Annotated in this window: 16 protein-coding genes and 1 pseudogene; 13 read left to right on the top strand and 4 right to left on the bottom strand. The window is 62.0% G+C overall.

Annotation, left to right across the window (positions count from 1 at the left end; translation table 11 throughout):
- Positions 1–673: 673 nt before the first annotated feature.
- The 9 genes from E8A49_RS13195 to E8A49_RS13155 all read left to right on the top strand — a co-directional run bounded on the left by E8A49_RS13195 (position 674) and on the right by E8A49_RS13155 (position 16,089).
- Positions 674–1,369: a hypothetical protein gene (locus E8A49_RS13195; protein ID WP_293381819.1), complete on the top strand. Its 696-nt coding sequence runs from the start codon at positions 674–676 to the stop codon at positions 1,367–1,369.
- Between the two features lie 242 nt (positions 1,370–1,611).
- The gene (locus tag E8A49_RS13190; protein ID WP_293381816.1) at positions 1,612–2,364 is read left to right on the top strand and encodes a hypothetical protein; all 753 of its coding nucleotides are present in this window, start codon (positions 1,612–1,614) and stop codon (positions 2,362–2,364) included.
- A 572-nt stretch (positions 2,365–2,936) separates the two neighbouring features.
- Positions 2,937–3,701, top strand: coding sequence for a hypothetical protein (locus E8A49_RS13185; protein ID WP_293381812.1), 765 nt, complete (start codon positions 2,937–2,939; stop codon positions 3,699–3,701).
- Between the two features lie 282 nt (positions 3,702–3,983).
- Complete coding sequence (locus E8A49_RS13180) at positions 3,984–8,357, top strand: DUF5675 family protein (RefSeq protein WP_293381809.1); 4,374 nt, start codon at positions 3,984–3,986, stop codon at positions 8,355–8,357.
- A 2-nt stretch (positions 8,358–8,359) separates the two neighbouring features.
- Positions 8,360–8,947, top strand: a complete 588-nt coding sequence (locus E8A49_RS13175) for a hypothetical protein (RefSeq protein ID WP_293381806.1) — start codon at positions 8,360–8,362, stop codon at positions 8,945–8,947.
- Between the two features lie 638 nt (positions 8,948–9,585).
- On the top strand, positions 9,586–10,563 hold the full coding sequence (locus tag E8A49_RS13170) for a hypothetical protein (RefSeq protein ID WP_293381803.1): 978 nt from the start codon (positions 9,586–9,588) through the stop codon (positions 10,561–10,563).
- A 112-nt stretch (positions 10,564–10,675) separates the two neighbouring features.
- Entirely contained in the window at positions 10,676–14,977 is a 4,302-nt protein-coding gene (locus E8A49_RS13165; RefSeq protein WP_293381800.1) for an RHS repeat-associated core domain-containing protein, read from the top strand.
- A gap of 134 nt (positions 14,978–15,111) precedes the next feature.
- Complete coding sequence (locus E8A49_RS13160; RefSeq protein WP_293381797.1) at positions 15,112–15,489, top strand: hypothetical protein; 378 nt, start codon at positions 15,112–15,114, stop codon at positions 15,487–15,489.
- A 156-nt stretch (positions 15,490–15,645) separates the two neighbouring features.
- Positions 15,646–16,089 carry a hypothetical protein gene (locus tag E8A49_RS13155; protein ID WP_293381794.1) on the top strand — a complete coding sequence of 148 codons (444 nt, stop codon included), beginning with the start codon at positions 15,646–15,648 and terminating at the stop codon, positions 16,087–16,089.
- Positions 16,090–16,112: 23 nt separating this feature from the next.
- On the opposite strand, the gene E8A49_RS13150 is transcribed toward E8A49_RS13155, so the two are convergent.
- Together E8A49_RS13150 and E8A49_RS13145 are read right to left on the bottom strand one after the other, a co-directional pair.
- Positions 16,113–17,681 carry a recombinase family protein gene (locus tag E8A49_RS13150; RefSeq protein ID WP_293381791.1) on the bottom strand — a complete coding sequence of 523 codons (1,569 nt, stop codon included), beginning with the start codon at positions 17,679–17,681 and terminating at the stop codon, positions 16,113–16,115.
- Positions 17,682–17,683: 2 nt separating this feature from the next.
- The gene (locus E8A49_RS13145) at positions 17,684–17,887 is read right to left on the bottom strand and encodes a hypothetical protein (RefSeq protein ID WP_293381788.1); all 204 of its coding nucleotides are present in this window, start codon (positions 17,885–17,887) and stop codon (positions 17,684–17,686) included.
- Positions 17,888–18,025: 138 nt separating this feature from the next.
- Here E8A49_RS13145 and E8A49_RS13140 point away from each other — a divergent pair, with 138 nt between their 5' ends.
- The 4 genes from E8A49_RS13140 (at position 18,026) to E8A49_RS13125 (ending at position 21,987) form a co-directional block, all read left to right on the top strand.
- The gene (locus tag E8A49_RS13140) at positions 18,026–19,279 is read left to right on the top strand and encodes a hypothetical protein (protein WP_293381785.1); all 1,254 of its coding nucleotides are present in this window, start codon (positions 18,026–18,028) and stop codon (positions 19,277–19,279) included.
- A gap of 105 nt (positions 19,280–19,384) precedes the next feature.
- Positions 19,385–19,750, top strand: coding sequence for a helix-turn-helix transcriptional regulator (locus E8A49_RS13135; RefSeq protein ID WP_293381782.1), 366 nt, complete (start codon positions 19,385–19,387; stop codon positions 19,748–19,750).
- Between the two features lie 14 nt (positions 19,751–19,764).
- Positions 19,765–20,301: a hypothetical protein gene (locus tag E8A49_RS13130; protein ID WP_293381779.1), complete on the top strand. Its 537-nt coding sequence runs from the start codon at positions 19,765–19,767 to the stop codon at positions 20,299–20,301.
- Between the two features lie 138 nt (positions 20,302–20,439).
- The gene (locus E8A49_RS13125; RefSeq protein ID WP_293381776.1) at positions 20,440–21,987 is read left to right on the top strand and encodes a recombinase family protein; all 1,548 of its coding nucleotides are present in this window, start codon (positions 20,440–20,442) and stop codon (positions 21,985–21,987) included.
- Here E8A49_RS13125 and E8A49_RS13120 read toward each other — a convergent pair.
- Positions 21,948–22,982 (bottom strand): annotated as a pseudogene (locus E8A49_RS13120) (YifB family Mg chelatase-like AAA ATPase); the annotation flags it as partial. The gene E8A49_RS13125 and the pseudogene E8A49_RS13120 sit on opposite strands and share 40 nt — an antisense overlap.
- Positions 22,983–23,163: 181 nt before the next feature.
- Positions 23,164–24,111 carry a glutathione synthase gene (gene gshB / locus E8A49_RS13115; protein ID WP_293381773.1) on the bottom strand — a complete coding sequence of 316 codons (948 nt, stop codon included), beginning with the start codon at positions 24,109–24,111 and terminating at the stop codon, positions 23,164–23,166.
- Between the last annotated feature and the right edge of the window lie 44 nt (positions 24,112–24,155).

Below are 24,155 nucleotides of genomic sequence, written 5' to 3'. Positions count from 1 at the left end.
GCCCTACTTTCCCTGTCGAACGCAGGGCGGCTGAACCCGCTGCTGACGCACAGAATGCCCGCCTCGTTGGCACGAACCCAAGGACCGCTCTCCACCTATTGCGGACATTGGGTCAATCGATCACGTGCCAACCGGATCCATCGATTGCTAGCCAGGTCTTTCGCTTGGCCCAGCCAGATTTGAGACGCTGCTCCCATCTGCACTCGAACTCGGTGGGCTCCTCTTCCGGACCGACGCAACGCACGGATCGGACGTGAGCTGGCGATAGCGGCGCTTTGCGATACGGGACAACACTCCCGTCAGCCTTGTTGACTGCCTCGGCGAGTTCCTGGGGCGAAACCTTCCTGTGGTTGGCCGCGATAGCAGGCATGGCCACCAACAGGATCACCACAGCAGCAAAGGATTTCATATGCCCTAGCTTGCCGGTTCCGATGGGGCGGTCAACTTCCGCAAACCACCCATCGCAGACCTTACGAAGGTTCGCAGTGGGGGAAGACCTTCAAACAGCGGCCCGCTTCGGCTCCTCACCAGCGAAATAGTCCTTAGCCCAAAGCCGGAGGCCGGCTTCCAGGGCGGCATCGTCCGCAATGAACGATATTGCGTGGCGCGCTTGGTTCTCCAGCGCCGCAGGAATTCGAACGTTGTCCCATCGCCCCCGCGTGCAAATCGAGCCTTGGACGATAGAGCGATCCCCAAGTCACATAGCGCACACGCCAAATTCCGGTATCATCAAGTCATGCCAGGTACTGATATCGCCAGCATGATAGGAAACGCCGTCAAGCTATGGGAGCGCGGCAGTCTATTTCTGTGGGCGCTCGCAATCGCGCTCATCTCTGTGGGAGTGCTCAGTTTATCCCTTGGTCTGTACCTGCCGGATTTTCATCCTGGCGCTTGGCCAGTGTGGGTGCTCGCGCTCGGCCTCGGGTGTCTGATCCTAGCTCTCTTCAAGACCTACCAAGAGCGGACCATCAAGACCCTCGTCTTCTTCCCCAACATCCAGCAAAGCTTCTGGCACCATGCGCCGCAGACGGATGGTCGCAAGTTGACCCAGATCGCCTTGCGCGGCCGGATGACCAACGTCAGCAATCAGCCAATCTACCCCTCAGAGGTGAAGCTTGTTCGGCCGCGCAGCCGGGTGGAGCACAAGATTCTGATGACCCAGGAGCAGGGCGGTCCAACCTATTCCAGCAACTTCGCTGTGCCGCCTGGGGACCGCGGACAATTCTCGGCGCACTTCTTCGTAGATGGGTTCGTGGGCGCGCCGCCGAAGCCCTACACGGTCGTCATTTCGGTCTGCGACCAGCTAGGCCATTGGCATCGTGTCCGGTTTGTGAATCTCCGTGACCCAGGTTCGCGAGGAACGAAGTGATCTCGGAGACCTTAGGCAGCGCGCTTCCGCTCGTCGTCCTTTCGATCACTCTTTACCGTCTCGCACAGCGCGTTGAAGAGCTGCTGTAGCTCTTCCTTCGATGCTCGACGTCGCGGTGCATCATCCGTCAAGGCTTCGAAAGTCCGAGGTCTGCCGGGAGACGGTGCAGCTGACTTCGCGTCCGCCCTGGTCGGGCAGCATCGATTTCTAAGAGGCCCAAATTGCATCGCGCGAGTTGCTGAATGAAGCTAGGCTTCAAACTCAATGATCGTTTGGGGGCTGCCATGCGAAATCTGATGGCTTCAATTTCCTTGGCTTTCGGGATGGTCGCAGCCGCGCCTGCTATGGCGACCGTTCTGATCAACTTCAACAATGTATCCGTGGCGCCGGGCGAAGCGCTTGCGCTTGGCCCTACCTACGACGTTGGTCAGTATCAGTTCAGGGCGGTGATTTCTGGCGGCCTGCCCGGACAGTTCACGCCCTGCGTGGCGTCGGACTGTCTGAGCATCGGCTCATCGACGTACGACGGCGTCGACAATCCAGGCGGCAATTTCCTGTTTGTGAAGAGCGGCTATTCGCTGGTGATTGAGGACACGACCGGAGCGAATTTAATAGTACGGAACGGAGAAATTGGTGCGCTTGAGGGGGTGCCGTTCTACGCTGACGCAATCATGGGGATTGACCCAGCCAACAAGCACTTTTTCGACAATGAATCATTTATAGATCTCACCCCAATCTCGAGTGATCTCTCTGCGTTTCGATTTACAACTGCAGCCTACGTACCGGCGGACGTGGCCAACGTGGTCGCCTTGGATTTAACGGCGACTGTGTCTGGCGGGTCCGGAAGGGCCTTGGTTCCATTTTTCGTCGATAACCTGCAGCTATCCGAGACAATACCAGAGGTTCCAACGTGGATCTCGCTTATCCTAGGTTTTGGGATGTTGGGTGCCAACCTGCAAGGAAAGTGGACGGCTAAGGCCGGACCAATAGTCTAAAGCAAACGGACGCGCAGAGCATCCGAACTCCAAACGTATCGTCGTCCAGTCCCATGGATCGGGGATTTTGGGGGCTTCGGGACTTAGTCGTTGCAGACGCACGCCCACAGCAACGGCACGAGCTGGCGAAGTTCCTCATCGGAAGCCAGTCGATGGCTGGGCGCGCGAAGCGCCGAAGAGTCAAAAGTCCGAGCTGACTCCCGATAAGGTCCGCCCGAGGGGATTCGAATGCGCGTGCTAGGCGGCTTCGGAATCCTTCGGTGGATCGGGCGGGACATGGGGACGATGGGGACGTTCTGACATCAGCTGTCGGATGATGGCGAACTGGGCGACCGTCTCAGGCTCGCGATTGAGTTCCATTGCCGCACAGAGGATCGAGCGGCATTCAACCTCCGGGGTGTGAACGTCGTCGCATAGCCCCAGGGCACTAGGACGCGTTCTCCGTCGTTCGTTGATGGACTGAATTTTCTGGCAGCCGAAAACTATCACTTCGCTGCGACCCGTTTCATTTTGTGTCGTCCAAATCGACTGCCGATGATTGAGTGGTGCGCGTGCTTTGGGCGGGGCGGCCTATGTACCGAGTCATTGACCGATGGGATTTGCGTCGCCGTCGCCGGGCGTTCGCGGTTGTGCTGTCAGTCCTTGTGCATTTGGTCGCCTTTCTCGCGCTCACGCCCTGGAATCGGGCGCGAGTTGCGGGCGCGCCCGGCCCTGCGATCGGGAGCGGGATTGACATCATCCTGGTCAGTGAAGCATCGGCCGGGATTGCTTCGCCACATCCACCGCCGATGAACGCCGAGGTGACGGCTGCTGAAAAGGCGAAGCCGACGGCGTCTCTAAGATCTGATCAGTCGGTCGGTGGGGCGGCCGAGGTTGCGCCTGCCGCCACCGCACCGGAGCAGATAAATAGCGCGGACAAGCCGCGCACCGTCGCCTGGCAAGCCGACGGAGACTCTCGGGTGAGCACGGAAAGGGATCACGAGCTGCGGGGCGCGAAGGCCAGCACCGGAGGTGACCCGACCGCCACCAGCGAGCTGCTCACTCAAATCGCCCGCTGCCTGCCGGCGGGGCTGCGTCCGAACCTACCGGCGCAGCGGCTGGTGCTGAGATTGGCGGAAAACGGCGGGCTTGCCGCCGCTCCTAGCATCGAGTCCATCGTTCCGATCCTGACCGCCGAAGATCGCGCAGTAGCCGACCAGGTGGTGCAGGCCGCACTCCAATGCGGGCCCTATACCAAGGCGGAAATCCTGGGCCAGGTGGTGTCGATAGCGGTGGATTTCACTGAGGTTCATCCCCCGAACGCAAGCACCGACACCGGCGGCTCAACTGTCCGCTGATCGGCCGTTCTGCGGGGAACCTCGTCAACATTCGTTAACGACAAAAAGTTGTGATGCTGGTGATCCTCGCTTCCCGGTTGCGCAACCGTTCGGGGCAGCCGTAAGCTCCACAGGTTGGTAGCTTTGTGGGCGTGGGGCGTCATGTCGTGGGCCAGTTCACGCTTATCGAGTCCGCGACAATTGCTGGACCGAAACCCTCCTAGAACGAACTCCCGATGGTGGTGCATTCTGGCCTTCGTGCGCGTTGCGCTGCTGGGTGCAGTCCACGTCATTTGTGGGTCATTGAGCGCCGCAGGCGTAGCGGCGCTCCTCGTTGCGCCAACAATCGCGCTGTCGGCTCTGAGCGTCCCCGACGTCGCTCAGGCTCAGACGGGTGCGAACTACGACCCTGGCTGCTGGAACGGCACCTATCAGCGAACCGGATCGTGCGAGGGGATGACCGGGTATGGCGCGGACACCAACGCAACCTGCCAAAGCTGGACCGGTATCTACGGGACCATGTACCTCGGTGAATACACCACCGATGGCGCCGGCGGGGTCACTCAGGCCTGCTGGGGCGACCACTACGCCGGCGGCCTCGGCCAATACAAACTCTCCCTCCTGCTCGAATGCCCGGGCGGTTACAAAGCATCGTACCTTGGGTGCTTCAAGGTCGCTCAGACGCCGGCGTCGTTCTGCTTTAAGTGCCTGATGAGCTACTTCAGCGGCCTCGTGACGGCCGGCGATCCTGTGGTTCTGGCGACTGGCGATCTCACGGAGACGGTCGCCGACTTTGAAACCGTTGGTCCGCACCCATTCCGCTTCGCGCGGCTCTACTCATTCCAGAACCCGACGCCGAGCGCACCGGGCACCGTGGGCCAAACCCTCTCTCCAGGGCCTGCCGCAAGCGCGAGCTTCGGATTCGGCTGGAGTTCGATCATAGATCGACAGCTAGAGGACTTCGCCGGGTACTATGACACGGTCGTGCTCGAAGGCGGGCAGGCCTTCAAGTACCTCGGCGGCGCACCTGCGACCGGCGGTCGACGCGACACGCTCACCCACCCGACTAGCTCGACCTGGGTGTGGACGTCAGCGGACGGGGAGGTGGACCTCTTCACCAGGCTGATTTCGACCGGCCCCGCGGTTATCACAAGCATCAAGGAGGTCGGCGGACACACCTACACCTTCAATTACACCGCCTCCGGCGTGCTCCAGACAATCACCGACGATCTTGGCCGCACGGCGACGATCACCTGGACCACTGGCAAGGTCACCCACATTGATTTCCCGGACGGCATTGGGATCGACTATAACTACACGGCGGCCACGATCCCCACAGGCCTTTCGATCCAGAACCTCACAAGCGTCACCCGCACGCAGGGCGGGGTTAGCCGCACGGTCAGCTACGAATACGAGGACACAGCGTTCCCCAACGCCCTTACCGGGATCACCGACGAACGCGGCATCCGCACCGAGACCTGGGCCTATGACGACACCAACGCTCGGGTGACGAGTTCGCAGCGCGCCGGGGGGGTCGGCCTGACGACCATCTCCTACAACGATACCGCGATGACCCGGACTGTCACCAACGCGCTTGGGAAGCAGACCACCTACACCTTCAGCACGTTCGACAACGCGCTGATGCTGACCCAGCTCCAGGGGGCGGCTTCAACGAACACTCCGGCCTCCACCGCCACCTTCGCGTTCAACTCGTCCGGCTTCCCGACAAGCGCGACCGATGAGAACGGCAACATCACGCACTACACCTACAACTCGGCGGGCTACGAAACGAGCCGCACAGAGGCCTATGGCACGAGCCAGGCCCGCACCATCGGAACGACCTGGAACACCACCTTCTCGCTCCCGTCGCAGGTCACCGAGCCTACGCGGACGACTAATTACACCTACGACACCAACGGCAACGCCACGTCCAAGGTGGTGACAGACGCCACGACGTTCACTTCACCCTACTCGACCAACGGCCGCACCCAGACCTGGAGCTACAGCTACTATTCGAGCGGCCTGCTCAACACGGTGACTAACCCGATCAGCGGCGTGACCGTGTTCGCGTATGACACCAGTGGGTTCCTCACCAGCGTCACCGACCCGCTGAGCCATGTCACCCAGATCACCAGCCGAAACGGCCGCGGAAAGCCCACAACTGTCGTAGACGCGAACGGAGTTACCTCGACCCTGACCTATGATCTCGACGACCGGCTGCTGACCGCCACAGTGAACCCCGGAGCGAGCCAATCCGAGTACCAGTTCAGCTACACGAACGCCGGTGATCTGGCCCAGATCACGCTGCCTGGCGGCGGATACCTGCAATACACGTACGACAATGCTCGCCGGGTCACGCTGGTCACCAACGATCGAAGCCAGACCGAGGCGTTCACCTACGACGCGGACGACAACCCGCTGACCGATCAGGTGAAGGACAGTTCGGGGACACTCACGCGACAGCAGACCGCGACGTACGACGAGCTTGGAAGGCTTCTGAACGCCATCGGAGCCGGATCGCAGACATGGTCCTACGGCTACGACAAGATGGACAATCCGGTGCAGACGACGGATGCCCGCAGCAAGGTATACGGCACCACCTTCGATGGCCTGAACCGGGCCATCGTAGCCACCGACCCGGAGAGCCATTCCATCCATCTCGCCTACGATGCGGCCGACAATCTCGACGACCACAAGGACGGCCGGAATCTCGATACGGCGCGCGTTGTCGATGGCTTCGGCCGGGTGATCCGCGAGAGCAGTCCGGATCGTGGAATTCTCACCTACTGGTACAACTCGGCCGACCAGGTCACGAAGGTCGTGGACGGTGACGGCCAGGAGACGGACTTCAGCTACGACGTGGCGGGCCGGCTCACTGGATCGGCCTATCCTGGCCACACGGCTGAGAATATTACCTACGCTTTTGACGCCACTGCTGGCGGCAACGCCGGGGTGGGCCGGCTCACCGGCGTAACTGAACAGTCCGGCTCGACCGGCTTCACCTACGATGCTCAGGGAAGGGTGGTGACCGACGCCAAGGTCATCCAGACCCAGAGCTATTCTGTGCAATATGCCTATGATCCCAACGGAAGGGTGACACAGATCACCCTTCCGTCGGGCCGGACCGTCTCCTACACCCGCGCTGTCGACGGATTGGTGACCGGCATCGCCACCGCGGCGCCCGGCGCGGGGGCCCAGGCTGTCGCCTCCAGCGTGGTCTATCTGCCCTTCGGGCCGCTCAAGAGCCTCAGCTACGGCAACGACCTCAACCTCACCCGTACCTATGACGCCAACTACTGGCTGAGCCAGACGCAGGTGAATGCGCTCGGCGTCTCGCGCCTCGATCTCAGCTTCAGCCGGGACCCGAACGGCCGGCTGTCCGGGGTCACCGACAACATCTCGAGCGGCCGCGGCGCGAGCTTCGGCTATACGGACTCAGGCCGGCTCAACGCGGCGACCGGCCCGTGGGGCGCGGATTCCTACACCTACGATGCGGCAGGCAACCGGACGGACTTCGCCAGGACGCTCGGCGGGACCACCACCCACGCGACGCCGATCCTCTCGGCCACCAACAACCAGGTGACCCAGACACAGGATGCGTCCGGCGCGACGATCCGCAGCTTCAGCTACCGGGCGGGTGGCGATCTCTCCCAAGACGCCGGCGGCTACACCTACGTCTACAGCTACAACGCTCGGAAGCGAGTGACGGACGTGACCATCTCGGGGACCGATACGGCCAGCTACGGCTATGACTTCAAGGGCCAGCGGGTCTGGCGCGCGCTGAACCTGCCCGGGGCGGACTTCAACTACATCTTCGATGAGGCGGGCCATCTGCTCGCGGAGCACGACGGTGCGACGGGCGCGGTCATGCGCGAGTACGTCTGGCTCGACGACATGCCGGTCGCGATGATCGACTCCACCGGGGCGTCGCCGGCCATCTACTACATACACACCGGTCAGCTCGATGACCCGCAAGTAATGACCGACGCCACCCAGGCGAAGGTCTGGGACGCCTATCTGGAGCCGTTCGGCGCCGCGCAGACCTTCACCACCGCCAGTGTCATTCTGGCTTTGCGCCTGCCGGGGCAATACTTCGAAGACGAGTTGGGGGCGGTTGCGGCAAACCAGAACTGGAACCGGGACTACGACACTAGCCTGGGGCGTTACATGGAGGCCGATCCGTTGGGCATTGAGGCCGGGCAGAACCTTTACAGCTATGTGGATGGTGATCCGCTGTGGCTGATCGACCCGCAAGGACTAGAAGTCACCATCTCGGTCCAGCGACAAGGTTATTCTTCAAGCGGCAACAGCGTCACTGACATGCTGACTGCTTCAAGCGATATTACCCAGCAGTCCATTTCGCTGTACGCCATGGAAAACGCAAATGCTGGCAACTACCGCAACAAACCACCCATCCCTCCTGGCACTTATTCAGCTTTTATTCGCAGAGATCACAGCCCCAATCGGGTCGAACTCGCGGGCGTGCCAGGATATGCCAACGTCCAAATCCACAGCGGCAATTTTCCACGCGATTTCAAAGGCTGCATTGGCGTCGGACTATCACACGCCAAGGATTTCCTGGGGAGTTCCCAAGCAGGCCTTCAGAGGTTGCTAGACCTTATAAAGGCGGACGGCAGCGGTAAAATCAGGGTGATTGTTGGACCCCGTCCAGAGTAAGAGTGGAGGCTTTCTATATGTATCAAAGATCAGCCGGAATTCTCGCCTGGACCGTCGCCCTTTCCGCACTGCTGATGAGCCAAGCCGTCAAAGCTGCGCCGACAGAGTGCTCAGCCAGGGTTCGGGAGTTCCTCGATCGGCCGACTACAGCGGTCAGCTCAAAAGTCCGCACATGTTGGTCGCTCATAGACGAGAGCCCGAACCGCTTCGGGCGGCTGCTCCAACTGGTCGCAGCAGGCAATCGGGTCGCGGCCCAGTATCTCGCTTCCAACTTCGGCGCGACCGACGGGGGAAACGCGGAAGATGCGACCATTGCATTGTCCCAGTTCGCCGATCACGCCGGAGATCAACCGCTTCTGGAGCTAGTACAGCAAGGGGTGCTTTCCGAGGTGCAGATTCAAGACATCTATGGATCGACCAGCCCAACTTTTACCGACAGGCTTGAGACGCAGCTAGATGAGCTGACGCGGCGGCGCGCTCGCCTCCAGGCATTGCACACAGTGACGCTGTCGAAGGAAAAAAGTTACGCATTGGATGGTGTCGGCCATTCAATCTCTCAGGTGAGAGCAGCAATGGGGCACAAGCCCTAAAAGTCCGGGGTCCGGGAATTTATCTCGTGCCTGCATCAAGGATCTCGATGGGGACGTTGGGGACGTTCTGACATCACCTGTCGGATGATGGCGAACTGGGCGGCCGTCTGAGGGTCGCGATTGAGTCCCATTGCCGCGTGAAGGATCGACTGGCGCTCGACGCTCGGGGTGTGAACGTCGTCGCATAGCCCCAGCGCAATAGGACGGCCAGCGCCATCGGCCCACGTTGCTCGCGCGCGCCAGAAATTCTTCGCCAAAACGGGCGCAGGTCAAGGGCGAAACTCGGCGCTCACAAGAAATTTTCAACTGGACGTTGCATCGATTTTGGCATTTGCTCCTTCATAATTCGGAGGGGAAAGATGTGGTTTATCGGTCATTTACCAGCTGAAGTCTCTGCCTCGGCGATGCATGTCCGTAGACGCACCATCTCAGGACGACATGGGCGAATCGCGCGTCGGTTGTCTTTCACTGAGCAAAACCGCAAAAACGTCACGGAGCTGACCCTGGCACTCCTAGCGGCCTCGTCCGCGGTCCTAAGCGCGCGTCGTCGCCCCTATAAGCCGAAGCTCGCGTCCCTTCGGTCGTTCAAGACTTCAAAGGCTCAGGCACGACTCGCGAGTGGGCTTTGGTTTGCGCTTATGGCCGTCGCAGTTTCGCTTCCGCTCGGTGTGGGGAGCCAGGCCAAAGCAGCCTGCCCGCCGCTTCCTTACACGTTCACGAACGGACAGACCGCGGATGCCGGCCAAGTCATCGGCGACCTCAATGCGATCCAGGTCTGCATCGGCAACAATGGCTCTGTGAATAGCGGAACGGCCGGTCAGGTGGGCGCTTACAGCGCAACCGGCAATGCGATCTCCGGGACCTCGCTTTCGAGTGTCTTGGATAGCTCCATCGGGTCAACCCAAGGGTCGGTTCTCTTTCGAAACGCGACCGGCTGGGTCGCGTTGGCGCCGGGTACGCTGGGGCAGGCCTTGGTCTCGGGCGGTCCAGGATCCAATCCGTCCTGGGGGAGTGGTGGGCTACCGATTCCGTTCTATGCGGCCCTGACGCGCCCCAGCGCGAGCGCGTTTACGCTCGTCCACGCGACCAGCACCACCGCAACGCTCGGGGATATGCCGAGCGGCCGCGGCATGACGATGAATGTGACGGGAGCGGGTTCCAACTCCAACTCGAGTATGGAGCAGCCGGTCCTGTCTCAAACCGCCTTTACGGTGACGACGACGGTCTTTCTGGCGTCATCGCTGGACGGGAACTGGTGGGTTGGCCTCGCCGCAAAGGACAGCACCGGAAAGTATGATGCCTTCGGGGTGCAACATTCAGGTGGTCCGGGGACTTTCACCGAGTTCACATTCAACAGTATAAACTTACTCAACACGACAACAGAGTTGTACGGTGTCTTCAATCCAAATGGACCTGTGTGGCTTAGACTTCAGCTAACCGGTGGAAATTTCATTTTTTCAGTCTCCTTCGACGGCGAGAACTGGGAAACCGCCTCGACCATTTCCGCGACGCATTTTCTCGGATCGACCCTTTCAACGGTTGGGGTCATCGTTGATGACAACAGTTCGCATCATCTGATCGTCGACGACCTTTCTTGGTCGCAGACGACGCCGTAGCGCAATGACGACCGTCTCCTCCCTGGTGCGCCCAGCTTGGCGAGCCCCTTCGGCCGGCCGCGAGGCGCCATGTATTTCTCTCAGGCCGCTGTGCGCCTCCTGGCTGGCGCACATGGCGATCTTTAGTGTCTTGCTCTTCGGCCGACCGGCCGTTGCGGGCTGGCAGCCCGGCGTAGATGGCACTGTCCCGGATTTTGGCGGCGACTACGCCGGTGCGGCGACCTATGCCTTGAACGCGATCTATGGCTATCCGACCCCCGATCGTGGGATCACGCTGAATAGCACCACCGTCGCGAGCGCGTGCCACAGCTATATAGGCACGGCGGAACTTTGCGGCGAGGCCATCCTCAGATGTGCGTCAGGGACGGTGCCCACCATAAATGGCTGTCTGACGACGATATCGGGATACCCCGGACGGCAACGCAACTGCCACTGTCGGGTCGGAGACCCCGTTGATGCGATGACCGGAAACGTCTTCGAGCGCGTGGACGATTTCGCGACGTCGAGCCCCACACTGTCTGCGAGCCGTTTCTATAGCAGCGACACCAGCTACGTCGCCTCCAACGTGCTCACGCCCTCCTCTCGGTTCGGATACGGCTGGCGCAGCGAGTACGATCGAAGTTTATCGATTGGATCCGGGGTCGACGCGACCACGCCGGATGGAATGCCCCTTCACTTCGTGTCGTCGGGTGGCGCCTGGGTTCTCGGCTACTACGATGTTCCGACGAACTCGTGGCTGACACCCCGACTTGATGTCGACTATCGACTGACGACCGACGGCACCTACTGGTATCTGGCGGATTCAAACGACACCATCGATAAATATAGCAACAGTGGACAGCTGCTGACGATCAGTTATCGCGGCGGCTATACGCAGACGCTCACCTACAACGGATCCAACCAGAATACCGCCGTTGCGGACTCGCTTGGCAGGCAGATCATGTTTGCCTACACGAACGGTCTTGCAAGTTCCGTGACCGATCCCGATGGTAACGTGACGCAGTATTTCTACACGGATCAATCACCCTACCCGGCGCCGCCGGGATCCTCGAGCCTTTGGGTTCTTCAGAGTGTGGTTTACCCGGCGAACTCGGGAACCCCGACGCTCACCTATCTCTACGAAGACACCCGGAGCATCAATCGCTTCGCCTTGACCGGGGTGGTCGACGAAAACGGCAACCGGTACGCGACCTGGGCCTATGACGCGCAGGGCAGGGCGACGTCCAACACCCTCGCGGGCGGCGCCAATCAGACGACCATCGCCTATAACGACACCACCAACACTCGCACCGTCACCAACGCGCTCGGAAAGCCTGTCCTCTACAGCACGGGCGGGTTCGCCGGCACGCTTCAGCTGAGCGCCATGGCGGGGTCAGCGACGGCGCACACGGCCGCCGCCACCCAAAGCTTCGCTTACGACACCAACGGGTTCGTTTCGCAGCTGACGGACTGGAACGGCAACATCACCACCTATGTCCATAACAGCATTGGGCAGGAGACGAGCCGGACGGAGGGCGTCGGCACCTCGGTCGCCCGGACCATCACGACCACCTGGGACGCGACCTGGCGGGAGCCGGACGAGATTGTCGAGCCGAACCTCACCACCGACTTTACCTACGACGCCAGCGGTCGGTTGACGCAGCTCAAGCTCACCGACACCACCACGCAGACCGTCCCGTATCCGACAAATGGCCAGACCCGGATCTGGACCTACGCCTACAACGCGGCCAACTTGCTCTACACGGTGGACGGGCCGCTGTCGGGATCGGGCGACACGACCACCTATACCTACGACGCCCACGGGTTTGTCGCCTCGGTGACCGATCAGGTGGGCCACGTCACCACGATCACGTCCAACAACGGCCGCGGCGAGCCCCTCAGCTCGGTTGATCCCAATAGCGTCACGACCAACTATTCCTACGATCCTCGGGGCCGGATCCTTGGCTTCACGGTCAATCCTGGCGCCGGCCAGGCCACTACCACCTTCACCTATGACGCCGCCGGCAACATAATCGGAATCCAGGCGCCCGACGGGTCCACGCTGACCTACGCGTACGACAACGCCCACCGTCTAACGTCGGTCGCGAACAACTTCGGTGAGACCATAACCTATACGCTGGATGCGCTGGGCGGGCGAACAGCGACGGTTGTCAAATCCGCGTCCGTTTCGATCACCAAACAGCAGACGGCGACCTTCGATGAGCTCGGCCGCCTCCTCACCGAAATAGGCGCGGCGTCCCAGACCACGACCCACGCGTATGATCCCAATAGCAACGAGACCTCGACAACGGATCCCCGCAGCAAGGTGTATGGCCACGCGTTTGACGCGCTGAACCGGCTCTATCAGCAGACTGACCCGGACAGCTTCCAAACGGTTGTCGCCTACAACGGCAACGACGACCCGACGTCCGTGACCGACGCCCGGTCGAACGCCACGAGCTACGTCCGAGACGGCTTCGGCGACGTCATCCGCCAGACCAGTCCCGACACCGGCGTCACCGACTTCTGGTACGACGCCAACGGCAACGTCATCAAAACGATCGATGCGCGGAGCATCGAGACCGACTTTACCTTCGACACCGCCAGCCGCGTTCTGACCAAGACGTTCCCGGCCGCGTCGGCTGAAAACATCACCTACACCTATGACGCAACGAGCGGCGGCAACCTGGGCGTTGGCCGCCTCACGGGCATTGCGGATCAAAGCGGCTCGACCGCGTTCACCTACAACGCGCTCGGCCAGGTCACGCTCGACCATCGCGTGGTCGGGTCAAATGGCTACGATGTCACCTATAGCTACGACCCCGCCGGCAACATCCTGAGCGAGACCTACCCGTCTGGCCGCATCGTCACCTACACCCGTGACGCGGTTGGTCGAGTATCCGCAGCTTCCACCTATCAAAGCTCCGGGGCGCCGCCGGTGCCCGTGGCGTCGAGCATCACCTATGATCCGTTCGGGCCGCTAGCCAGCCTGACTTTTGGGAATGCCTTGGTGGCGAGCCTGGCCTATGACCAGGACTACCAGCTCACCGGCATCACCACCGGCCTCGGCACCGTCGCGGTCCAGAACCTGACCAACGGCTTCGATCCCGCGGGCAACATCACGGCCATCACCGACGCCATCGCATCGGGACGAACCCAGGCTCTCACCTATGACGACCTCAACCGCCTCGCGACCGCGAGCGGCGTCTACGGCGCGCAGAGCTACACCTACGACGGCGTCGGAAATCGCCTGACCCGGGTGGTGGGCGCCACGACGGACACCTACGCCTATCCCTCGACCTCAAATCAGATTGCCACCATCACCACCGGTTCGAACGTCCGGTCGTTCTCGTACCTCGCCAGCGGCCAGGTCTCCGGCGACGTCCGCGACTCCTCCCACAGCTACACCTTCGTCGCCAACAACAACGGCAGAAACGCCAGCGCGTCCCTCAACGGCTCGACGGTCGGAAGCTATGTCTACAACGCGCTCGAACAGAGGGTCGGAAAGACCGCGAGTGGGTCGACAATCCAGTTCGTTTACGACAGCGCCGGGCATCTCATTGAGGAGGCCGACGCTTCCACAGGCGCGCCCATGCGGGAATATATTTGGATCGACGATCTGCCGCTCTCGCTTGTCGACGACACCGGCTCCGCGCCCGTCATCTTCTACATCCACACCGACCAAGTTGGGTCACCTCAGAAGATCACTGACGGGTCCGGGGCCCTCGTGTGGGACGGCGTGTTCGACCCCTTTGGCAATCAGACCGCGGCGACGACGCCCACCACTTCGCCGACGAATTGGGGCGTCGGAATTTGGGGGAGTTTCAACTGGGCGGGAATTCCTCTCTCGACGAACCCGCTGCGCTTTCCTGGTCAATACGCTGATGTTGAAACGCAAATTGCACAAAATTGGGCGCGAGACTATGATTCTACGGTTGGTCGGTACTTTCAAAGTGATCCGCTCGGTATCCAAATCGATGTGAACACTTACGCTTATGTTCAGAGCAATCCGGTAATTTGGATCGACCCGTCGGGGTTGTGCTGGATTTACTTCATAAGCACTGGCCGAATTGAGCATCAGGCGGACAACGGAAATATTGACTTCAGCGGAAACGGTTATTCTGGTCGCGGCGTCGGTTTGAACAATCCCGCAATGCAGTCTCTTATCGGAACCGAGGATGGTCTGCCTGCTGGTCCAATACCGGTTGGAAGGTGGATAATTGGCCCGCCGCACTATAGTCCGAGGACTGGACCGGGAACTATGAACCTCACCCCCGCACCGGGGACGAATGCTCTCGGTCGGAACTTGTTCCGGATTCACGGGGACAACCTGAGGGCCAATCACACAGCTTCCGAGGGCTGCATCATTGCCGACAAACGAATTCGGGGCCGTATTAGCGACAGCGGCGACACTTGTCTTTTGGTGAGGCCATGATGCGTAGAACCAGACGGTTTATAGCGGCAGCGTTTGCTGCACTCGCAATGGGAGCCGGGGGCTCAATCGAAGCCGCCACACTACGCCCGGCGACCGCCGTCAGGGCCGACGCTATCACTGAACTTGCTGTCACCATGAAGAACGGCCAGCGGGTTATTGTGCGGCTATCAGACAAGGCAGTCCAAACGCCTGGAAAGTCGGGCACGGAGTATTGGGGAGGAGACGACAACGAGGTTCCGCGCCAGCTTTTGGACCACATCTCTGTCACGGTCGGCGCAAGTCCCGCCATCGTTCCGTATTCCGCCTTTGCGGATTTGGGTGATGTAAGATTCGCTTCTCTGGTCGCGACAGGGACGGGGTTTGAGTTGAAAATTTCTGGAGGAGACACGGCGTCGAGCTACGAAGCTAGGTTAATATTCAGGGACGGGTTCTTGATTGAAAAGATCGTACGGTTACTTGAGATGCCGGACGAACGAAACGAAATTGCGAAATATAATTTTCCACGACGTTAGAAAGATTCCACCAAAGCCCAATGATAGATCCTGGCCAACAAGCGCGGTTTGAAGCATAGGAAGACACTAAGTTGGGTTCTGAATTAAGATTTCGCTATGTGTTTTCTTCCGAAGTAAATTCTCTCAGGTTGATCCATTAAAGAAACTAACGGTAAAATGAGCACGATGTTGCCCTTCCGGCCCTTGTTACTGGCGATGGCACTTGTGGTGCCCATCCCTGCGCGCGCACAAACATGCGCCCCGTCCGAAGATTCTCGCGCGAGCCATGAGTTAGCGCAGGCCGGAAGCGTTACCGAGGTTCAAGAAATTGCTCGACGCCATCCAGGCTGCATGGCCGGTGGTGGCCTCGCTGAGGAAGTGTCCGACAAAGTTGCGTCCACTCTGTCAAATCATTGGAGCGCTTCGCTAGCCCAGTTTCCGCGGGGCAAGAGCGGCGACGCACTTGAGGCTTTCGTCGTCAACAATCTGAATGAGACGGATGCTAGCGAGGATTTGAAAAAGGTTCTCAACCATGCGCGGCATGACTGCCCGGCGCATCTCGCTAAGCGCTGTAAGCGGATCGAGCGCGCGACCAAGACGGCGCTTGATGGCATCGGATAGGGGACTTCTGGACGTTAGGGACATCAGGCAGCGTGCTTTCGCTCACCGTGTTCCGGGTCCGCTTTCATCGCCTCGGCAACCGCATCGACGAGCCGTCCCAGCTCTTCTTCCAAGGCTCGTGCAGGCGGCGTGACGTCGGAAGTCCGAGGTGAGTCCCGATCAGGTGCACCCGCCGTCGATTTTCTCCACTCGATCACCTCGCGGAAGATGTTTCGCATAGTGATTTCAAGGCTTTTTCCGTCCGCGAGGAAGTCCGAGGTGAGCGATTGGACGATTTTCCGCTTTTCGTCGGGAAATCCAGCCTCGTAGCTTAGGTAGGCCATATTGGCCCGTCCGAGGTGGGCGAGCACCTGTTCGGAGAAGGGCACCGGCCGTGGTGCGTCGAGTGCCTCTCGCAGTGCCAGGCGCTGCTCGTAGAGGGCCGCCTTGCGGAATTCGAACGTCTCCTTGTCAACGAGCCCGTCAATTAAGGCGTCGGTCAGCCGCGCCAGGCGCTCTCCACAAAGGGCGAGGTCTCGCTCGATGTGAGCTCGCTGCTCGTCGTTCGCACGAAGGAGATCGGCGTCGAGTGCTCTTGCGAACGAGCCAATCTCGATCAGTTCGTCTTCGGTGAACGTCAAGAGCACGAGCAGCCCCCGAACCTGCGCCTCGATGTCAGGTTCCCGAAGGATCGTGCCCCGGCATCTGGGGGTGTGGCAGCGGTAGTAGACGTGGCCTTTCCGTGATTCCCCAATCAGTGAGTACCCGCAGGCGACACAGCGAATGAGCCTACGGAACGTGAAGTCATGCCGGTTTGGTCGCGGCGATAGCCGACCGTCTATGATCGCTTGAACGCGGTCAAAAAGCGCTTTGCCAACGAGCGGCTCATGGACGCCTTCGAAGGTCTCGCCTGTCCGCGCAATGCGGATTAGCCCCGTGTAGAAGGGATTGCGCAACATCACCGTGATCCCCTTGAGGGAGATCGGGCCACCGGACGGCTTGCAAAGGCCTCGCCGGTGCATCTCCTCACGAAGCGTGTGGAATGTGTGGTGGCCCGAGCCGTAGAGTTCAAAGGCCTGGCGCACCAATGGCCCCGAGACTGGATCAATCACCTTGGGCTTTCCGCCCCCTTGATCGAGATAGCCGCGAGGCGCGGCCATCGGGAATAGGCCCTGCTTCAGACGGCCATAGAACCCTTTGACCACCTCTTGCCGGAGGTTGCGGATGTAGTCCGCCGCAACGACCGCCTGGATGTCTGCTGAAAGTCGCCCGCCGCGGGAGGTGAGATCGAGGGCCTCGTGCGCGAAGTGAACCTCAACGCCGACGTCCATTAGTTCGCCGAGTTGCGCCCAGTCGCGGAGGTTGCGCGCGCTGCGGTCGATCTTGTGGATGATGACGCCCCGCGCCTTGCGCTTGGCGAGTTGCGCCAGCATCCGCGCGAACTGCCGCCGGCCCCGTTTGGCAGCGGTTTCCATCTCTTGAAACCAGGCATCGATCGAAAGGCTATGCCGACTGGCGTAGGCCTCAATCGCGCTGCGCTGCTCATCTAGGGATGTGCCGCGTTCACCCTGTTTGACCGTTGAGACGCGGATGTATGCGAAGTAGCCGTCCATAGTCAGTGGATAGGTGGAATCTTACGGCGCCCGTCCGGATTCAGCGAGTCGACGCCTGTGGACTGTTCCCGCGCCAGCCGTTTCGCGACGACCAGCAGCGCTTCGATAAAACCCTTCAAATCCTCCCGCGCCGCCTCCCGCTCCTCATCGCTCGCGTTCGGGAGAACGCGGTCAAGGAAGCGGTCAGCGGCTGGGGAACGCGACATGGGACCATTGTGGGGTCTGCGCGCCGACGTCGTAGGCGCCGGTTTGTTCGCAACAGAGCGGCGCCTTTTGGCAGCTCGGCCGTGCCGTACACTGGTTGGATGCCTGCCAAAGATACGCGGAATCCAACCGTCTCCCGCGTGCTTGAAGACCGGACCATCGTCGAGCTGATCTACGACCCGGAGGCACGACGCACTGCGCTCGCGGTCTGTTCGCCGGACGGGTCTGTGTCGATTGAGGCGGAGGTGGCTGTCGGATCGGGAGAACAGCTGGTCCCATATGATGCAGCGAACACCCTCTTGGCCAACGGCTGCGTGTTGCTCCCGTCAGCGGTGGGCGAGGCGATGTCGACGGGAGCCCTGCTCAAAAAGATCCAGGGCTTCCTTCACGCGTATTTGGACCTGCCGGACACCTTCGCCGCCATCGCCGCCCACTACGTGCTTTTGACGTGGGTCTACGATGCCTTCAGCGACCTTCCGTACTTGCGCTTCAGAGGCGACTTCGGGACCGGGAAGACCCGCGCGCTCCTGACCATCGGGTCCATCTGCTACAAGCCGTTCTTCGCCTCTGGCGCCTCCACCGTCTCGCCGATTTTTCATATCCTCGACGCCTTCCAGGGCACGCTCTTACTCGACGAGGCAGACTTCCGATTTTCGGAAGCGACAGCCCCGCTCACCAAGCTCCTCAACAACGGCACCACGCGCGGCATGCCGGTGCTCAGGACCATGACCAACCGGCATCGGGAGCTAAACCCCCAAGCCTTCCGCGTCTTTGGTCCGAAGGTGGTCTCGATGCGCGAGCAGTTCTCGGACCTGGCCCTCGAGAGCCGCTTTTTCACCTGCGAGACCGGGGGACGTCCCCTTCGTCCTGACGTCCCCATCTACCTGCCGGATGCCTTTCACTCGGAGGCGCTGGCGTTGCGCAACGCGCTCCTGGCTTGGCGATTCCGCTCTCGATTTTCGGTTGGTCCTAATCCATCGCGGGCGGCCGTCGGTGTGTCGCCGCGCTACCGGCAGACCTCGCTCTCGCTGCTCTCGCTCGTCGAGGACTCCGGCCTCCGTGAGCGCATCGGACGCGAGCTGGCGGGCTATGAGGCGCGCGTTTTGAACGAGCGCGCCGACTCCTTCGAAGCCGCCATGCTCGCGGCGATAGAGGAGAGCTTTGAGGCGTCCACGGCTCACCACGCTGCAATTCAAGACATCACCACCCGGTTCAACGACCGCGCGGCTGACGAGCTCGGAAGAGTTGTCACCAACAAATGGGTGGGGACGTTCGTCCGTCAACGGCTTCGACTTGCTACCTTTAAGACAGGCGGCGTGTTTGTGGTGCCCACATCCGAACGAGCGAAGATCGCAGCGCTGTGTGAGCGGTACGGGATTCGGCGCGCCGCCTAAGTCCACATACTCATACCCAAGTGCTCGTGTTCGTCACGGAGAGTGACGAATAGACGCCGTGTCCGGCCCGTCGACTTGGCTGAGAATGGAGGGATTAGCAGTTAAATGTACTTTGGTATGAAGCACTCAACGTTCAATTACATCCGGACACATCGTCAGCGACACGCGCTGACGGAGGAAGAGCTAGCCTTCCTGATCAACCAGCGCTCTCGCTCCGCCGTTTCTCTGATCGAGACCGGCGACAGGTCGCCGACGTTGGAAACGATTCTCGCATTTGAGATTGTCTTCGGCACCCCGCCGCGAGAGCTCTTCCCTGAGGTGTTCGAACACGTGGAAGACAGCTTGATGCGCCGCGCCTGGGTGCTCTACGACCGCCTCGAAGGCAAGGACGACGCCCGGTCCCGCGCCAAGCGAGAGCTGTTCGAGCGTATGGCGAAGGGGCTCCACCAGGATAGCGCTCGCTCCGCATGACGGGGGCACCGACGGTGGCCGCCGCGCCGCACTACTTTCGCACGCTCGGTGTGCATCCCAACGGTGGCGGCTTCGGCTGGGTGGTCTGCGAGGGGCCGTTCAAGCTCGTAGGTTCCGGCCTTCACAAACCGATCCGCGGTGACCTGCACCTGTCGTCGATGCGGCACTTTGCTCAGCTCGTGGCGCGCTACCAGCCGGGCGAGTTGGTGATCGAGACGGTGGAATCAGGCGCGCACCCGCGCAGTGAACGATCCAAGCGTTTGGCGCGCGCGATGTTGGACGAAGCCGCCGACCGCGGAATGTGGGTGGAAGAGATACCGCGTGCAGCCGTGAAAGTGGCATTCGCTGCCGTCCGTGCGCAAACGCGCGAAGAGATCGCTGAAGCCGTTGCGCGCCACTATCCCGACCTCAAGCTCCGGCTTCCGCCAAAGCGGAAGCTGTGGGCCTGCGAGGACCGCCGCATGGCGATCTTTGGAGCGGCGGCGGCGGTAGTCGCCCACTTCCATAACGGAGCGACCGCGCTCCTCGATGATTTGAGGGACGCGGCCTAACTCCGAGACACATATGAGAGTCTGACGCCCCGCAGTATCGACCTGCGGGGCGTCGCCTACTCTACCACAAACCCCCTGAAGATTCACTTTGGCCCGCGCTTGATGTATTCTCTTTGTTCTTAGAGAGCGGAGAGAGCCATGCGCCAGGAAGCGGCCGGTTCAGTGAAGTCCGTTGGGGTCTGGATCAGGGTTTCAACCGAAGACCAGGCGCGGGGCGAAAGCCCCGAGCACCACGAAAAGCGGGCGCGGGCCTATGCCGAGTTCAAGGGCTGGAATGTCGTCGAGCTGTACGATCTAAGCGGGATCAGCGGCAAGACCACCATCGCCACAGACGAGGCGAAGCGCATGCTCGCCGATGTCGCCTCGGGCCGCATCACCGGGCTCATCTTCTCGAAGCTCGCCCGGCTCGGCCGCAACACCCGCGAGCTCTTGGATTTCGCCGAGATCTTCAAGGAGCAGGGCGCGGACCTGATCTCGCTCCAAGAAGCCATCGACACGAGCACGCCCGCCGGCCGCATGTTCTACACGATGCTCGCCGCGCTCGCGCAGTGGGAGCGGGAGGAGATCGCCTCGCGGGTTGCGGCAAGCGTCCCGATCCGCGCGAAACTCGGGAAGCCCATCGGTGGCACAGCTCCCTTTGGGTTTCGGTGGGTAGACAAACAGCTCGTCGTCGACACCGAGGAGGCGCCGGTGCGCCGCCTCATGTTCGAGCTGTTCGCCGAGCACCAGCGCAAGCGCACGGTCGCGCGGCTCCTCAACGAGCGAGGCTACCGCACCCGGAAAGGGGAGCTGTGGTCCGGGACTTCGGTGTATCGGCTCCTGACCGACACCACCGCCAAAGGCCTCCACCGCCGCAACTACACTACATCAGCGGACCGCTCGAAGGCCTGGGAGCTGAAGCCCGAAAGTGAGTGGGTCACGGTGCCGTGCGAGCCCATCGTGACGCCTGAACTCTGGGAGCGCTGCGAAGCGATCCTCGACGGCCAGAAGGCCCGCGCGAAGCCCGTCGCGCGGCAGGCGACGCACCTCTTTGCCGGTATCGCTCGCTGCGTGTGCGGAACGCGCATGTACGTGAAGGCGGGCTCGCCCAAGTACGTCTGCGAGGGTTGCCGCAACAAAATCCCGGTCGCCGATCTTGAAGCCGTGTTCCTGTCAGAGCTGCGCCGCTTCCTCGTGTCGCCCGATGAGATCGAGGCGCATGGCTGGGCCATCCGCGAGGCCGTGGGTGAGCGTGAGAAGCTGGTCGCCCGGGCGACTGCCGAACTCCGCAAGGTCGAAGCCGACGAGGCGCGCGTCTTCGATCTCTACCACGCGGGCCAGATCGCCAAGGACGACTTCGCCCGCCACCACCGACCCATCGCCGAGCGCCACCGCCAGCTTGAGGATGAGCTACCGCGCCTTCAGGCCGAACTCGACGTGATGCGAATTTCAGCCAGCTCGCAGGAAGAGGTGGTCCTTGGAGCCCAGGTCATCACCGAGCGGTGGCCGTCGCTCTCACAGAGCGAGAAGCGGCAGATGGTGGAGGCAACCACCAGCCGGATCGTCATCGGTAAGGAGGAGATCGAGATCGATCTCCATCATCTTCCCACCACCCACCCCTCCGTCCTCACGGAAGGAAGTAGTCACCAAAATGCGACGCAACCTCAGGGGTTCATCGCCGCCACCAGCTGCACCCGGGCCGGATAGCGCACATGGGCGTTGGCGCGGGCCACGATCACTTCGCCGGTCTCCAGCGGCTGGCGCAGGCTGTCCAACGCCTGGGCGGAGAACTCCGGCAGCTCGTCCAGGAACAGCACCCCGTTGTGCGCCAGGCTGACCTCGCCAGGCTTGGCCTTCAGGCCGCCGCCAGTCAGCGCCGCCATGCTGGCCGAGTGGTGGGGCGCGCGGAACGGCCGGGCGCGGGTCAGCTCGCCCTTGGCGATCAGGCCGGCCACAGAATGGACCATGGAGGTCTCCAGCAGTTCCTCTGGGGTCAGGGGCGGCAGCAGGCCCGGCAGGCGGGCGGCCATCATCGACTTGCCGGAGCCCGGCGGCCCCATGAAGGCCAGGTTGTGGCCGCCGGCCGCGGCGATCTCCAGCGCCCGCTTGGCGTTCTCCTGGCCCTTGACCTCCCGCAGGTCCGGGCCCCGTTCGGCCTCGCGCATCGGCCCCGGCCGGGGCGGCGAGAGCATCTGGGTCCCGCGGAAGTGGTTGACCAGTGCGATCAGCGAGGGCGCGGCCAGCACCCGGGTCTCGCCCGCCCAAGCCGCCTCCGGCCCGCAGGCCTCCGGGCAGATCAGTCCGAGATCCATGCCGCCCGCCGCGACGGATGCCGGCAGCGCGCCCGCCGTCTGCACGATGCGCCCGTCCAGCGACAGCTCGCCCACCGCCGCCCAGCCGCTGAGCGAGTCCGGCGCGATCACCCCCATGGCGGCCATGACCGCCAGCGCGATGGGCAGGTCGTAGTGGCTGCCGACCTTGGGCAGATCAGCCGGCGCCAGGTTCACGATGATCCGCTTGCCCGGCATGGCCAGGCCCAGACCCATGAAGGCCGCCCGCACCCGCTCGCGGCTCTCGCCCACCGCCTTGTCGCCCAGGCCGACCACGATGAAGGCGAACTCGCCGCCGGTGAGCTGGGCCTCCACGTCCACGCGGCGCGCGTCGACGCCCTCGAACGCCACCGTCACCACCCGCGCGGCCATCTGTCCCCGCCCTAATCCAAGCCGAACCGAGACCCCTGGCGCGCACCCCACAGCTAGTGGTCAAGCGCCAGTTATCCACAAGAGCGGACCATAGCGCCGCGCTCAGATCAAGAACAAATATGGAACTTTTGGGGAAAGTGAGACGATTCCGTCACTTGACGTCGCCTCCTTGCAAAACAGCCTAGGCCGTGGCGCGAAGGGTTTCAATCCGCTGCCAGAGGATGTCGGCGGCGTCGATTCCGCTGAAGGTCTTCAGCGCCACCGCCCCGGTAGGCGAGGTGACGTTGATCTCAGTCAGGTAATCGCCGATCACGTCGATGCCGACGAACAGCAGGCCGCGCGACTTCAGCTCCGGGCCGATCTCGGCGCAGATCTCGCGGTCGCGGGCCGTCAGCTCCACCGGCTCCGGCGTGCCGCCCACCGCCATGTTGGAGCGGATCTGGCCCCTCTGCGGCACCCGGTTGATGGCGCCCACCGGCTCGCCGTCCACCAGCAGGATGCGCTTGTCGCCCTTGGTCACCGCCGGCAGGAACTTCTGCACGATGACCGGCTCGCGCGCGATCTCGGCGTGCAGCTCCAGGAGGGTCCCGAGGTTGGGGTCGTCCGCCAGGTGCCGGGTGACGCCGGAGCCGCCCTTGCCGTTCAGAGGCTTCAGCACGATGTCGCCGTGCCGCGCGCGGAAGTCAGCGATGGCCACCGGGTCCGAGGTGATCAGGGTCGGCGGCTGCAGGCCCGGGAAGCGGGTGACGAACAGCTTTTCCGGCGCGTTGCGCACCTCCACCGGATCGTTGACCACCAGCACCCTGGGATGGACCACCTGCAGGAAGAAGGTGGTGTCGATGTAGTGCATGTCGAAGGGCGGGTCCTGGCGCAGCAGGATGACGTCGAACTCGGTCAGCTCCGTCCCGCGCATCTCGCCCGCCGTGACGTGGTCGCCCGCCACCCGGCGCACCGAGACGTCGCGCCCGCGGGCGAACACCCGGCCGTCCTCCATAGCCAGCGTGTCCGGCGTGTATACGAACAGGCTGTGGCCGCGTTCCTGGGCCATCTCCATCATCAGGAAGGTCGTGTCGCCCTTGATGTTGATCCCCTCGATGGGATCCATCTGCACCGCGACCTTGAGGGACATGGGGGAGCTCCGGCGACCTAGGCGTTGGGAGATAGGCCGGGTGA

Origin of the sequence: Phenylobacterium sp., from assembly GCF_004799515.1 — a bacterium.
Lineage (GTDB): Bacteria > Pseudomonadota > Alphaproteobacteria > Caulobacterales > Caulobacteraceae > Phenylobacterium.
This window is presented reverse-complemented; position numbering and strand designations above follow the sequence as displayed.

Coding starts and splice junctions, on each gene's coding strand:
- E8A49_RS13150 (WP_293381791.1), bottom strand. CDS start 17,681: ATGGACGGCTACTTCGCATACATCCGCGTCTCAACGGTCAAACAGGGT.
- E8A49_RS13135 (WP_293381782.1), top strand. CDS start 19,385: ATGTACTTTGGTATGAAGCACTCAACGTTCAATTACATCCGGACACAT.
- E8A49_RS13155 (WP_293381794.1), top strand. CDS start 15,646: ATGAGCACGATGTTGCCCTTCCGGCCCTTGTTACTGGCGATGGCACTT.
- E8A49_RS13170 (WP_293381803.1), top strand. CDS start 9,586: ATGGCCGTCGCAGTTTCGCTTCCGCTCGGTGTGGGGAGCCAGGCCAAA.
- E8A49_RS13125 (WP_293381776.1), top strand. CDS start 20,440: ATGCGCCAGGAAGCGGCCGGTTCAGTGAAGTCCGTTGGGGTCTGGATC.
- E8A49_RS13190 (WP_293381816.1), top strand. CDS start 1,612: ATGAAGCTAGGCTTCAAACTCAATGATCGTTTGGGGGCTGCCATGCGA.
- gshB (WP_293381773.1), bottom strand. CDS start 24,111: ATGTCCCTCAAGGTCGCGGTGCAGATGGATCCCATCGAGGGGATCAAC.
- E8A49_RS13160 (WP_293381797.1), top strand. CDS start 15,112: ATGAAGAACGGCCAGCGGGTTATTGTGCGGCTATCAGACAAGGCAGTC.
- E8A49_RS13185 (WP_293381812.1), top strand. CDS start 2,937: ATGTACCGAGTCATTGACCGATGGGATTTGCGTCGCCGTCGCCGGGCG.
- E8A49_RS13145 (WP_293381788.1), bottom strand. CDS start 17,887: ATGTCGCGTTCCCCAGCCGCTGACCGCTTCCTTGACCGCGTTCTCCCG.
- E8A49_RS13165 (WP_293381800.1), top strand. CDS start 10,676: ATGGCGATCTTTAGTGTCTTGCTCTTCGGCCGACCGGCCGTTGCGGGC.